Genomic DNA, 12,030 nt, shown 5'->3' on the forward strand with positions numbered 1-12,030 from the left:
GGGGCGCTTATTGCACGTCCACCAGCTCCACTTCGAAGCGCAGGACGGAGTTGGAAGGGATGGTGGGCGGCACGCCGCGCACCCCATAGGCCAGCGCCGACGGAATGATGAGCTGGGCCTTTTCGCCCTTGCGCATCAGCGCGATGCCGGCATCGAAGCCCAGAATCACTTGCCCGCTGCCAATTACAAACTGAATCGGAACGTTGTTGTGCTGCGAAGAAGCATCGAACACGGTGCCCGTGGCGTCCAGCAGGTGGCCGGTGTAGAGCACCGACACGGTTTTGCCAGTGGCGGCGGGCGTCCCGCTGGGGTTGGCCAGCACGGGCTGGTAATACAGGCCGGAAGCTTGTTTCTGAGCCGTGGTAATGTTGTTGTCGGTCAGATATTTCTTGATGAGGTTGTCTTCCACCACGGCGTTGTCCACCACTTCCACCTCGAAGCGAAGCACGGAGTTGGCTGGGATGTTGCCCACGGCGCGGTTGCCGTAGGCCAGGGCCGAGGGAATGAGCAGCTCGGCCTTGTCGCCGATGTGCATCAGGGCCACGCCTTCGTCAAAGCCGGCAATAATCTGGCCGCTGCCCACGGTGAAGGAAAGGGGCACGTTGTTGTGCTGCGAGGAAGCGTCGAACACGGTGCCGGCGGCGTCGAGCAGGTGGCCCGTGTAGATGACCGACACCGTGGTGCCGGCTTTCACCTGCACCGCCGAGGCGTTGGTTTGCACCGGCAGGAAGTAGAGGCCTGAGGTTTGCTTCTTAGCCGTGCTGATGTTGTGGTCGGCCAGGTATTTCTTGATGAGGTCGTCGTCGATGCCGCTGTAATCCTTCACTTCCGGCTCGTCTTTCTTGCACGAAGTGGCGAAAAAGCTCGCCGCTGCCAAAAGGGTAAGAAAGAACAAACGGGACAAAACTGCTGAATAGGGAATTTTCATGGACCGGTTTTTTACTGGTAAAAATAGTCACGCGCACAGCACATCCGCTGCGGCGGCCAAGTACAGAACCCGAAATCCCCCGTAAAATTCCCGGCCTAGGCCGCCCGCTGCCGGGAATCAGCTCCCGGGGCGTGATGAAACGGACAGCTGCCGCGCTTCACCGGCACGGCGGCTTCGGCCGGCTGCGCGTCCAGCGCCAGTATGCGGGCCCGATAGGCGGCGGGCAGCATGGCGCTCTTGGCCCACTGGCTTAAGGAGAGCTGGCGCGTTGCCCGGTACAGCCCCAGCGCGGGCTGCAGCCACTGGCCGTCGGGCAATGCCAGCCATGTGCGCACGCTGGCCGGCACCACCATGCCCTGCACGCCCCGCAGCAACTGGAAGCGCGCCCAACCGAGGTGGCGCTCATACTGGCGGTACAAATCCTCGGTGTAGGAGCTCAGGAGCAGGTTATCGGTCAGGTGCTGCTCCCGCGCCACCAGCCACGTTGCGTAGGAAGTGGGCAAATTGGGGATGCCCATGCGCCGGCCCACGCGGCAGAACACGTCCACAATTTCTTCGCGCTCCTCGGCCCTGAGCGGCCGTTCCAGCACCTCAAAGGCTCGCATAGAATAGGCCACGAGCATAAACAGCACGTCGCGGTAGGCCCAGTCGGGGATGGCGTAGCCGCGCTTGGCCTCCACGGCGCCGTGAATGGCGGCAATGGTGTCAATGGCTTTTTCGGCCCCGGCCTGCTCGGCAAATACGATGCGCCGGGCGTAGTCGACGGTGGAAAATAGCCGGTCCAGCGGGTCGGCGGGCAGCCGGCCGGTGAAGTACAGCCAGTCCACGGCCTTGTTGAGGGCAAACTCGGCGGCGGCACCGGCGAAGATAAACAGCACCGTATCGGCCGAGCCCCAGATGCGGCGGACGATGGACGTGGGAGCAACGAAATATCTCATGTTGTTCAAAAGAACTTTGAAATGCAAAGTTAGGCTTCTTTTTCAGATTCTAATCAAGAAGTAGAGCTAATAATTCGAAGCGTGAGGCTGGAGTTCGTGTAGAGACGCGACACTTCGCGTCCCCATGATGAACGAAAACCACCCGAAAACACCTTGGAGGCGCAGACGCCGAAACGCGAAGTGTCGCGTCACTACACCTCGTTTTTCCGTCTCGGTCTTTCTAATTGGGCGAACCGCTGCCGACTGCCACGTCGGCGGGGGCTAGCGCTGTGGCCGCGGGCCGCTTGTAGAAATACAGAATCAGCAGCGGCAGCAGTGTCAGCTCGGCCACCACGCCAAACAGCAGCGTGAGGCCGATGAGCAGGCCCACGTAGAACGTGCCGTCGAACTTGGAGAAGAGCAACGTCGAAAAGCCGCCCACCAGAATCAGCGACGTGGTGATGACGGCTTTGCCGGCCAGCAGGTAGGTGCGGCGCACGGCCTTGAAGATGTCCGGCTCCTTGCCCAGCGTGAGGCGCAGCTTGCTGATGAAGTGAATGGTGTCGTCGACAGCGATGCCGAAGGCGATGGTGAAGATGATGCTGGTGCTCACTTTCATGTTCACGCCGGCCAGGCCCATCACGCCGGCCACGATGATGATGGGCAGCAGGTTGGGAATGAGCACCACCACCGTCATGCGCACCGAGCGGAACAGAAACAGCACGATGAGCGTGACCATGGCCACGTCGATGGCCATGCCCTGAATCATGTTCAGGGTCAGGTTTTCGTTGTTTTTGTCGATGAGGTTGGACGAGCCCGTGAGGCGGGTGCGCAGCACCGTGCTGTCGACGGTGGCGCGCAGGTGCCGGCGCAGCGCGTCGTTCAGCGCATCGGCCCGGATGCTGCCCACGTCGGACATGCGCCCCGTGAGGCGGCCCGCCGAGCCATCGGGCAGGGCCAGGGCGCTGAATTCAGCCTTCTTCCGGAACTGCTTCAGCTTGCTGCGCAGCTGCTTTAGCTCCGTGGTGTCGGCGGGCAGGCGGTAGGCTTCCAGGCCGCCGCCGTTCAGGGCTTTGCGGACGGACTTGACCAGAGTGACCGGCGAGGCGGCAAAGCGTAGGCCGTACGTATGCTTCAAGTACGCTTCGATGCGCTCGGTTTGCCGCAGCACGTCAAGGTCGTAGATGTCGCGGCCGGGCGCCGGCTTCAGCTCCAGCTCGAAGGGCCGCACGCCGGCAAACTGCCGGTCGAAAAAGGCAAAATCCTGCCGCACGGGGTCGCTTTTCGACAGGTCATCGAGCAGCGAGGAGTTGATGCGCACCCGCGTGCTCAGGCCAATGGCGGCGGCCAGCACCAGCCCGCTGATGGTGAAAATGAGGCGGCGGCGCAGCAATACGGTGCGGAACATTCGGCCCAGCACGCCGTCCCAGCTGTGGCCCTGGCGGCGGGGCTCGCGCAGCTGGGGCTTGCTAAGCAGCACCAGCATGGCCGGCAGCAGCGTGAAGCTGAGCACAAACGCCAGGATGACGGCAATGCCCGTGAACAGCCCAAAATTGTGAATGGGCTTAATGGTGCTGGTCATCAGCGTGAAAAAGCCCAGGCTGGTGGTGAGCGCCGACAGCCCCGACCCGAAGCCCGACTCCTTTATGGTGACGCGCAAGGCGTCCTTCTTGCTGGCGCCGTAGCCCAGCTCGCTCACGTAGCGGCTGATAATGTGGATGGTGTCGGACATGCCCACCACAAAGAGCATGAGCGGCAGCAGCGCCGTCATCAAATCAATGGTAACCCCAAAAGCCGCCATGATGCCCAGCCCCCACAAAATGGCCCCCAGCACCACCACCAGCGGCAGCACCACCCCCCACCACGTGCGAAACGTGAGCCACAGCAGCCCCGTGACCAGCAACACTGACAAGGACATAAACACCACCAGCTCCCACTTCAGCCTGTCCACAAACACCGACTGCGCCACGATGCGGCCCGCGAAATGCACCCGCGCTTCGGGAATGTGAAGGCGGGCCATGCCCGTGCGCAGGGCCGCAAAAAGCGAGTCGCCGGGCGGTTTCTCAAGGTCGGGCGTGAGCTGCAGCACCAGCGTCACGGCCCGGGCGTCGGGGCTGAACACGTTGCCCACCAGGCCGGGTGTGCGGTAGATGAGGGTGGAGTCGTCGGCCCGGCGGGCAGGCTCGTCGGGGTGCAGGTAGGGCAGGCTGAACACGCCCAGGCCCTCCACCACGGTATTGGCTAGGGTGGTGGGGGAGGTGACGCTGCGCACCGAGGGCTGGCGCCGGGCCAGCTGCGTGAGCGAGTCGACCTGCCGCAAAAAGCCGGGGTCGAACACGGTGCGGCCGGCGGGGGCTTCCAGGCCCAGCAGCAGGTAGTCGTTGTCGTTGCCGAAGCGCTGGGTGTAGCCCTGGTAGTAGTCCAGGTCGGGGTCGCCGGCGGGGTAGAAGTCGTTGAAATTGTAATTGAAACGGAGCTGGGCGACGAAAAACCCGCTCAACACAGTGAGCAGGCCCAGCACGAGCAGGGTGAGGTGGGCGAGGCGGCGAAGAGACATGAAGGGCACTGGCAGGCGCGGGGCCTGCCTCAACGGTTCAGCAACGGGCTTCCCGCCGGCGGACAGGCTCCGGGCGGGGTATTGCAACTATCAGCAACGCCCTGGTTTCGGCAATTGTTTCGGGGGGGGGCACCGGAGGGGCGCCACAGGGGCACGTTCGCGGCAGCCCCCGCCCCGGCCGTATTACTTTTTTTACAAGGACTACTAATTATAGCAGCAGGGCGCTTTTCTGTGCGAAAGCAGTCCGTCCCGGGCGCATCTTTGTGGTTGACTTTCCCGATAAATTTTGGTTTCCCTGATGAAAAAGGCTCTGCTCCTTGCCGCTGCTTTCTACTGTTTCCTGGCCTCGGCCCAGGCCCAAACGCCCAGCCACGACCTAACCAAGGCCGTGCTGAAAAACAACGCGGCCGCCGCCGAAACCCTGCTCGGCGCCGGCGCCAACCCCAACGCACCCATCGAAGTGGTGCCCGGCTTCCCCACTACCTACCTCATCACGGCGGCTTCCAACAACAGCCTCGACCTGGTGAAGCTGTTGCTCAAACACAAGGCCCAGGTGAACCAGCCCGACGCCTTCAAGGCCACCGCGCTGATGGCCGCGGCCGGCAAAGGCAACAAGGCCATGGTGGAGCTGCTGCTGGCCAGCGGCGCCGATGCCCGCGCCAAAGACGACGACGGCAAAGACGCCCTGGCTCTGGCTCGCGAAAGCGGCAACGCCGAAGTGGTGGCTTTGCTGCAACAAAAGCTGAAATGACTGGCTCCGACTAGCGCCGCTGCCGTGTATATTAGGGCCTGCTAAGCACTTGTTTTCCCTCTCACCCCTCCACTTCAACAGTTATTATCATGAAAAAGTCTCTGCTCGCCCTCGCCTTGTTTGCCTTCGCCGGCTCCACCGCTTTCGCGCACGACGGCCACGACAAAGACGGCAAAAAAGGCAAGAAAGCTGCCTGCACCACCGAAATGAAAGCCAGCTGCACCAAAGACATGAAAGGCAGCATGGCCGGCGGCCACTCGTGCTGCATGAAAGGTGGCAAAACCGCTGCCGTGAAAACCGAAACCAAGACGACGGTAGCCGTTAAATAATCTTTGCCAACGGCTTGAGCCGCTGCTTGAGAAACAAAAAGCCGCTTCGTTTTCGAAGCGGCTTTTTTTGTGTTGTAAAAGACCTATTTGGTGATGCCTTGTGGGTAATACACACTGGTTGCTTTTAAAAGGTCCATTCCGCTTTTCTCATAAACGAGAGTGAGATTGGTATTAAAAGCTGGGGCAATAATGGCAAATTGCCAACCGTGGTCGATGGCTGGAAACTGCTGAACTGACTTGACTTGAAATTGATACCAGCCAGGAGTTTCCTCTGTCAGACGTAATATCTCGCCATTCCCATGATGAATGTCAAGGCATATTAAGTCTGTGGTCATTAAATCCATCTTATACCCGAACATTGCCCGAATATCCTGCCAATCAATTGATGTTGAAGCATCGTGAAGGGTTACCGTGAAGCCTGAATCCGAGAAAGCAAAAACTCCAAGATTCTTAAACTGTGCCTCAAAGTTTAGCTTCCGGTTTTGGTCATTCTGCGTTGCAGGTTGAATCTGCATTCCGACAAGTAGCCACGTCATAATCACAACCGTTGCTACAAATCCACACGCAAAAAGTAGCCAATTCTCATTCCAATAGCAATTAACTGTAGTCGCCAAGCACGCCACTGTCAGTAATAGAACCAGTGTCCTCTGAAACCGCCGATTATTCCACATGCTCATGGGGGTTGCTCTACCAGTCTGATACTTGCTTAGAAAAGTAAGTCTGTTTGACCTACTCTTGAATACGCTTCAAAGGTAGCCTGAGTGCCCTCTGGAATCTGGCGCGTCAATATTACCGCACTATTTTTACCCATCTTTTGCTCAGCCAACCATGCGCCAATACCAAGCCCTGCTCCGCCACATCCTCGACACCGGCACCGTGAAAACCGACCGCACCGGCACCGGCACCGTTTCCATCTTCGGCCCGCAGATGCGGTTCGACTTGGCCGAAGGCTTCCCGCTGGTGACTACCAAGAAGGTGCACCTGAAGAGCATCATCCACGAGCTGCTGTGGTTCCTCCAGGGCGACACCAACATTGCCTACCTCAAGGAGCACGGCGTAAAAATCTGGGACGAGTGGGCCGATGCCAACGGCGACCTCGGCCCCGTGTACGGCCACCAGTGGCGCTCCTGGCCCGACGGCCGCGGCGGCCACATCGACCAGATTGCGCAGATTATTCAGCAGCTCAACACCCAGCCTGACTCGCGTCGCATCCTCGTGTCGGCCTGGAACGTGGCCGAGCTGCCCGACATGAAATTGCAGCCCTGCCACGCCCTGTTTCAGTTCTACGTGGCCGATGGCAAGCTCTCGTGCCAACTCTACCAACGCTCGGCCGACGTGTTTCTGGGCGTGCCGTTCAACATTGCCAGCTACGCGCTGCTCACCCTCATGGTGGCCCAGGTAGTGGGCCTGCAGCCCGGCGAATTCATCTGGACTGGCGGCGACACGCACCTCTATTCCAACCACCTGGAGCAGGCCCGCCTGCAGCTGGAGCGTGAGCCGCGCCCACTGCCCCAGATGCGCATCAACCCCGCGGTGAAGGACATTTTTGGCTTCCGCTACGAGGACTTTGAATTGGTGAATTACAACCCCTGGCCGGCCATAAAGGCGCCGGTAGCCGTATAAGGCGCGGCCTATCGGCGCCGAGAGGCGAGCCCGGCAGGCCACTAAATCAAGGATTAGTGATGCACCGCTGGGGTTTGCGTTTTTTGTTGCTGGGGCTGGGATTGGGGCTGGCTTATGAGGGGGGCGCGCAAGCGGGTGGCCAGCACCCTCCGCGTGCGAAAAACCGGAATGCCGCTTCCCGCACGGTGGCTGCGGCATTGCCCGCCGGCGCCATGCCCTTGCTGACGCGCTTCTGGCAGCTGACCGACTCGACGGAACGCACCGACGCCGCCGACGTTTTCACCCAATACGTCGAGCATTTTATCAGCTACCCGGCCCTGGCACGCCAAGCCGGGCTGGGGGGCGCTATTTACGCCCGGCTCACGGTGCAGCCCGATGGCCGCGTGGGCAGCATTTCCATCACGCGGCGCGATTTAAGCACCGCCTCGCCGCCCATCAAGGCGGTAATGGCGCTCGATGCCGAATTGCAGCGGGTGGCGTGGCAGCTGCGCTTTAAGCCCGCTGTGCCCAGTATCGATAGCACTTCGTTGCGGCCCATTGCCCGGGCCGATACCGTGACCAATATCGTTGCCGAGGGCGATAGCACCGAAACCGTGACCGTTATTCAGGTCGAAGACCACGACGGCCCGACCTTTCTGGCCGATACCGTCACCATTTCATATCGGTTTGTGCCGCAGTAAGGAAAGGGGGCAAGGAAGGGGAAAAAGTTGCCGTGCCAACGCGGCGCACCACCCGAATGGCCGCAACATTCGCGGTGAAGACTGCATCAGCGGCCAGTAGCGCTTCCTGTCGGAACAATCCTTCGTAGCAATCGACTCCCGCCGCGCGCGCCGTCCGCAGCAGCTGTGCCCGGCGCACGCCGGCCACGCAGCCGCTGGCCAGCGCGGGCGTGAACAGGGCTCCGTCTTTCATCCAGAAAATGGCCGCGGCGCCCGCTTCGGCTACGTGCCCGGCCGCATCACACAGCAGTATTTCGTCGAGCCCGCGCCGCTGCCGTTCGTGGGCGGCGCGCACGTAGAGCCACGCCTGCGGGCCTTTGCAAAAACTCAGGGGAGAAGGAATGGAATGGGATTCCTGCGCAAAATCGGCTTTGTCGATGGCCGTATCGTCGGGCACGAAGGCTTCAGCGGTGGCCAGCCATTCGGTGACGTCGGTGGTGGGCGTGTAGCGGCCGCCGCCCGCGCGCCACAGCTGCAGGCGCAACCGCGCCGCCGGCAGCTGATTGGCCACTGCCAGGCGGGCCAGGGTGGCTTCCAATACTTCTGGAGTGGCTAATGCGGCGGGCAGCGTGAGGTAGAGCGCGGCAGCCGCCTGCTGCATGCGGGCGTGGTGGTCCGGAGCAAGGCGCAGGCGACCGTGGACGTAAACCAGGGTTTCGAAAAAACCGTCGCCAAAAGCCAGCCCGCGGTTGGGCAGGGGCAGGGTGGCGGCGGGCAGCAGGGCATTATTCAGCAGTACCATGGGCCAAAGCTAACGGCGCACCACGCGGTAGGGCACCCGCACTTGGAAAGTGGTGTCGCGGCCGTTTTGATTGAAACGGATGGTTCCCGTCCAGGTAGCAGGGCCGGGCCGCCGCGCGGCCACCAATCGCACGCGCCCAATCATGTCGGCGCCCACCGGAATCAGCTGGCCATTGCAGCGCATCTGTAAGCCAGCCGGTCGCGGTTTTAATACCTTGCTCCAAATCAAACGCGCTCGGTATAGTTCGCCCGGCGCTACCATATTGGACTCGGCCGAAGCAAGCGCGACTTGCCCTTCTGCCATACGTGAGGCCCCTATTTGGGCGGCTAGGTGGCGCAGTGCAATAGCTTCGGCGGTGCGTACCTCGCTTTCTAATTCGGCGAGTGTGGCCATAGCCACTGCCAGCGTTTGCCCTTCAAATGTTGGTGCTTTGAGCCGCTGGGTAGTGTGGGGATGCAATTTGCGCAACGTGTCAGTTAGCGCGGCAAGCTGCTGGCGCAGGTTAAGGTACGCAGGGTGCTGGCTGCCTAGCTGCTGGGCTACGGCTTCGGTTTCGTTGGCGTGCGATAAGTTGAGCAGTACGCCAGGGTTGTGGGTGGCCAGTAACAGCTTTTCGGTGTGAGCTCGCAAAGTATGCACCAGCGAGTCGGCGCGAATATTCAAATTTTCAGCCTCAGCCAACACAGCCAATTCTGCTGGCTTGTTTTGATTTTTTTGCACTGCGGCGTGGATGCTTTTTACGGTGCCTTCGGCAGCTTGCTCCGCATCGGCATTTTCGCTCAGAAGCAGGTCACTCATCTCCAGTAGCTGGGCATTCAGCTGGCGCTGGGCACGATGCTGGCGGTATAAAGTGTTCCCAACAGCCCCACTTAGCGCCAGCAGAAGCAGCAGGTACACAGCGTGGCGTTTCATCGGGAACGGGGTTTTACGATGTAATAGGGAACATCGAGCTGAATGGTAGTATCAGAGGGGTAATTCCGAAGTCGAATGAGGCCCCGCCACTGGGCTCGCACCGTGTCGGGTCGGCCGGGCCGCAGCGGCGGTACCCGAAACGCCACCGTGCCCTGCCCATCATAGCCCACGGCAATGGCCCGACCGTCGACGCTCATCTTGGGATTGGCGTTGGCAGCGGCGTGCGTCAGGAAAAGCTTGGCCTCGTACACGCCACCCGGCGCCACGGTGTTGGAAACGGCCACCGCCATGGCGCCTATTTTGTCGAAAAAAATTGCGCAGGACCCCACTTTCTGAGCCTGCTGCTGCAAGGCGGCACTTGCCAGCCGGTGCGTGGCGGCTTCGAGGCGCGCTAGGCTGCCGAGTGCGGCAGCCAGGGGCGCGCCGTCGCGGTATAGCCAGGTTGTTTCAGGCAGCGGCGACGTTGCGGGCGCCAAGGCCGGGACACTGGGAACGTAGGCCTGAATGAAAGACGAATATCGGTTGAGCGCCTGCCCAAGCTTCGTGGCGCGGTCGGCCGGAACAGCCGTGGCCGCCTGCGGGTGCTTCAACATGCCGCGCGCCGATTCGTGCGATTCGGCGCGCAACGCTTGCTGCCACTGGCGCAGGGTGTCGGCCAGCGAGCGGCTGCGGTTAAGAATCTGCTCACTTTGGGAGAGCACCACCACATCGCGGGCCTGAAAGCGGTTGCGCGCCACATAGTAGGCGATGCCGCGGACGGTTGAGGCGTTGGCTTTAGCCCGTTGCGCGCTGTAAGCGGCCAGTCGGCCATCGAGAGCTGCGATTTCAGTGAGCACGGCCGCCTGCTGAACGTTTCCGAGATGAAATCTCCACGCTGCCACGCCTAGCCCGACGAGGGCAGCAAACAGCGTTAATGCGGACGTCTTTTTCATGCCTGGCAAGCAGTTTTGGCGTTTTGCAACACTACACCAACGCAAACTTCTTCCCCGGCATTGCCCGCACCACGCCCCTAAACTCCAACCCCAACAGCAGCGAAGCCACGGCATAAATGGCCAGTTGTGCTTGCCAGGCAATGTCGTCCATGTGCAGCTCACGGCCCGGCGCGGCGGCCAGCACGGTGATGACGGCAAATTCCTCGGCCGTAAAATCATCGGCCGAGTAGGAGGGAGTCGCCTTGAATTTGCCCGACTGGTGCAGGGCCGCGTCCCAATTCAGGAGCTGTTCCAGGTCCAGCGGCTCGGTGTACATAGCGGCTTTGTTGGTTTTGATGAGGGCATTGCAGCCTTCCGACGCGGCCGAGCCCAGGTTGCCGGGCACGGCCAGCACGTCCCGGTCGTAGCTTAGGGCCAGCTCGGCGGTGATGAGGGCGCCGCCCTTGCTGGCCGCTTCCACCACCACGGTGCCGTCGCTCAGCCCGGCAATGATGCGGTTGCGGGCCGGAAAGTTGTAGCGGTCGGGCGGTGTGCCAAACGGAAACTCGGTGAGTAGGCCGCCCTGCTCGCGCATTTTGTCGGCCGTTTTTTGGTGGGTGTGCGGGTAGATACGGTCCAGGCCGGTGGCCATCACACCCACGGTTTCGAGGCCTTCCTGCAGGGCCGCGCGGTGGGCAATGATGTCGATGCCGTAGGCCAGGCCGCTCACCACCAGCGGCCGGTGCGGCACCAGCCCGGCCACGATGCGCTCGGTTTGCTCGCGGCCGTAGTCGGTGTTTTTGCGGGTGCCCACCAGGGCCACGGCTTTGGGGGCGTTCAAATCGGCCGTGCCCTGATAGTAGAGGATGGCCGGCGCGTCCGGAATCAGCTTGAGGCGGCTGGGAAAGCGCTTGCTCGTGTAAAATAAAATGTCGACGCCGTCTTTTTCGGCCTTTTTCAAGTCGGCTTCGGCCTTGCGGAAGGCGACTTCACGCTCCGCGCCCGTGAGGGCTTTTACGGTGGCCTCGCCCACGCCGGGAATGCGGCGCAGCTTGCCAGGCGGCATCATCAATACATTTTTGGCCGAGCCGCCGTAGCTCATCAGCTGCCGCGTGAGCTGGGGCCCGATGCCAGGTAGGAGGGTGAGGGCCAGCTCGTGGAAGAGGGCTTCGTAGTTGGTAGAGGCGGGCATAAAGGACTATTCAGCAGCGTCGGGTTCGGCTTTCCCGGCCGCATCCACTTCCTTCTTCAAGCTCATCAGAAACGCGCGCACCTTTTCCAGGCTCTGCACCACGTCAATCTTCTCTTTGAGTTGCGGGCCCTTCTGCTTGAGCATGTCGCGCGCGCCGGGGATGGTGTAGCCGCGCTCCTTCACCAGGTGGTAAATGGTGCGGAATACTTCAATGTCCTGCGGTGTGTAGAGGCGGTTGCCCTTTTTGCTGCGGCGCGGGCGCAGCTCCTCAAACTCGGTTTCCCAGAAGCGCACCAGCGACTCGGCCACCTTGAATTGGGCGGCTACCTCGCCAATCGTAAAGTACTGTTTCTCGATGCTGCGCTCCTTATACGGCATATGGCTACCTTTGCAAATACTCCGAAAAGTAGCCTAAAATTCGCAGCCATGCGCAGTTGCGGGCTTATTTG

Annotated in this window: 13 protein-coding genes; 4 read left to right on the forward strand and 9 right to left on the reverse strand. The window is 61.3% G+C overall.

Annotation, left to right across the window (positions count from 1 at the left end; translation table 11 throughout):
- Positions 1–7: 7 nt before the first annotated feature.
- The 3 genes from MUN81_RS11865 to MUN81_RS11875 form a co-directional block, all read right to left on the reverse strand.
- Positions 8–877 carry an FKBP-type peptidyl-prolyl cis-trans isomerase gene (locus MUN81_RS11865; protein ID WP_245110632.1) on the reverse strand — a complete coding sequence of 290 codons (870 nt, stop codon included), beginning with the start codon at positions 875–877 and terminating at the stop codon, positions 8–10.
- Between the two features lie 146 nt (positions 878–1,023).
- Positions 1,024–1,866 carry an oxygenase MpaB family protein gene (locus MUN81_RS11870; RefSeq protein WP_245110634.1) on the reverse strand — a complete coding sequence of 281 codons (843 nt, stop codon included), beginning with the start codon at positions 1,864–1,866 and terminating at the stop codon, positions 1,024–1,026.
- A 220-nt stretch (positions 1,867–2,086) separates the two neighbouring features.
- On the reverse strand, positions 2,087–4,402 hold the full coding sequence (locus MUN81_RS11875; RefSeq protein WP_245110636.1) for an MMPL family transporter: 2,316 nt from the start codon (positions 4,400–4,402) through the stop codon (positions 2,087–2,089).
- Between the two features lie 298 nt (positions 4,403–4,700).
- On the opposite strand from MUN81_RS11875, the gene MUN81_RS11880 reads away from it, so the two are divergent.
- Together MUN81_RS11880 and MUN81_RS11885 are read left to right on the forward strand one after the other, a co-directional pair.
- Positions 4,701–5,153, forward strand: a complete 453-nt coding sequence (locus tag MUN81_RS11880) for an ankyrin repeat domain-containing protein (protein WP_245110638.1) — start codon at positions 4,701–4,703, stop codon at positions 5,151–5,153.
- 89 nt (positions 5,154–5,242) lie between these two features.
- Complete coding sequence (locus MUN81_RS11885; RefSeq protein WP_245110639.1) at positions 5,243–5,482, forward strand: hypothetical protein; 240 nt, start codon at positions 5,243–5,245, stop codon at positions 5,480–5,482.
- Positions 5,483–5,565: 83 nt separating this feature from the next.
- Here MUN81_RS11885 and MUN81_RS11890 read toward each other — a convergent pair whose 3' ends face one another.
- The gene (locus MUN81_RS11890) at positions 5,566–5,997 is read right to left on the reverse strand and encodes a hypothetical protein (RefSeq protein WP_245110641.1); all 432 of its coding nucleotides are present in this window, start codon (positions 5,995–5,997) and stop codon (positions 5,566–5,568) included.
- Between the two features lie 313 nt (positions 5,998–6,310).
- Between MUN81_RS11890 and MUN81_RS11895 the strand changes: the two genes are divergently transcribed.
- Both MUN81_RS11895 and MUN81_RS11900 read left to right on the forward strand, forming a co-directional pair.
- Positions 6,311–7,105 carry a thymidylate synthase gene (locus MUN81_RS11895; protein ID WP_245110642.1) on the forward strand — a complete coding sequence of 265 codons (795 nt, stop codon included), beginning with the start codon at positions 6,311–6,313 and terminating at the stop codon, positions 7,103–7,105.
- Positions 7,106–7,317: 212 nt separating this feature from the next.
- On the forward strand, positions 7,318–7,785 hold the full coding sequence (locus tag MUN81_RS11900) for an energy transducer TonB (protein WP_245110644.1): 468 nt from the start codon (positions 7,318–7,320) through the stop codon (positions 7,783–7,785).
- Here the strand turns inward: MUN81_RS11900 and MUN81_RS11905 are convergent.
- The 5 genes from MUN81_RS11905 to MUN81_RS11925 all read right to left on the reverse strand — a co-directional run bounded on the left by MUN81_RS11905 (position 7,754) and on the right by MUN81_RS11925 (position 11,959).
- Positions 7,754–8,566, reverse strand: coding sequence for an aminotransferase class IV (locus MUN81_RS11905; RefSeq protein WP_245110646.1), 813 nt, complete (start codon positions 8,564–8,566; stop codon positions 7,754–7,756). The genes MUN81_RS11900 and MUN81_RS11905 overlap by 32 nt on opposite strands.
- A 9-nt stretch (positions 8,567–8,575) precedes the next feature.
- On the reverse strand, positions 8,576–9,478 hold the full coding sequence (locus MUN81_RS11910; protein WP_245110648.1) for a hypothetical protein: 903 nt from the start codon (positions 9,476–9,478) through the stop codon (positions 8,576–8,578).
- Positions 9,475–10,314 (reverse strand): hypothetical protein, encoded by an 840-nt coding sequence (locus MUN81_RS11915; RefSeq protein WP_245110650.1) that lies wholly within the window; start codon positions 10,312–10,314, stop codon positions 9,475–9,477. Before MUN81_RS11915 ends, MUN81_RS11910 begins: the two co-directional genes overlap by 4 nt.
- Positions 10,315–10,441: 127 nt before the next feature.
- A complete protein-coding gene (gene dprA / locus MUN81_RS11920; RefSeq protein WP_245110652.1) occupies positions 10,442–11,581 on the reverse strand; it encodes a DNA-processing protein DprA in 1,140 nt (379 codons plus the stop codon).
- Positions 11,582–11,587: 6 nt separating this feature from the next.
- Positions 11,588–11,959, reverse strand: a complete 372-nt coding sequence (locus MUN81_RS11925; protein ID WP_245110654.1) for a MerR family transcriptional regulator — start codon at positions 11,957–11,959, stop codon at positions 11,588–11,590.
- Positions 11,960–12,030: the final 71 nt, after the last annotated feature.

This window comes from Hymenobacter sp. 5317J-9 (assembly GCF_022921075.1).
Classification (GTDB): Bacteria; Bacteroidota; Bacteroidia; order Cytophagales; family Hymenobacteraceae; genus Hymenobacter.

Coding starts and splice junctions, on each gene's coding strand:
- MUN81_RS11870 (WP_245110634.1), bottom strand. CDS start 1,866: ATGAGATATTTCGTTGCTCCCACGTCCATCGTCCGCCGCATCTGGGGC.
- MUN81_RS11875 (WP_245110636.1), bottom strand. CDS start 4,402: ATGTCTCTTCGCCGCCTCGCCCACCTCACCCTGCTCGTGCTGGGCCTG.
- MUN81_RS11880 (WP_245110638.1), top strand. CDS start 4,701: ATGAAAAAGGCTCTGCTCCTTGCCGCTGCTTTCTACTGTTTCCTGGCC.
- MUN81_RS11885 (WP_245110639.1), top strand. CDS start 5,243: ATGAAAAAGTCTCTGCTCGCCCTCGCCTTGTTTGCCTTCGCCGGCTCC.
- MUN81_RS11890 (WP_245110641.1), bottom strand. CDS start 5,997: ATGCAGATTCAACCTGCAACGCAGAATGACCAAAACCGGAAGCTAAAC.
- MUN81_RS11895 (WP_245110642.1), top strand. CDS start 6,311: ATGCGCCAATACCAAGCCCTGCTCCGCCACATCCTCGACACCGGCACC.
- MUN81_RS11900 (WP_245110644.1), top strand. CDS start 7,318: ATGCCCTTGCTGACGCGCTTCTGGCAGCTGACCGACTCGACGGAACGC.
- MUN81_RS11905 (WP_245110646.1), bottom strand. CDS start 8,566: ATGGTACTGCTGAATAATGCCCTGCTGCCCGCCGCCACCCTGCCCCTG.
- MUN81_RS11910 (WP_245110648.1), bottom strand. CDS start 9,478: ATGAAACGCCACGCTGTGTACCTGCTGCTTCTGCTGGCGCTAAGTGGG.
- dprA (WP_245110652.1), bottom strand. CDS start 11,581: ATGCCCGCCTCTACCAACTACGAAGCCCTCTTCCACGAGCTGGCCCTC.
- MUN81_RS11925 (WP_245110654.1), bottom strand. CDS start 11,959: ATGCCGTATAAGGAGCGCAGCATCGAGAAACAGTACTTTACGATTGGC.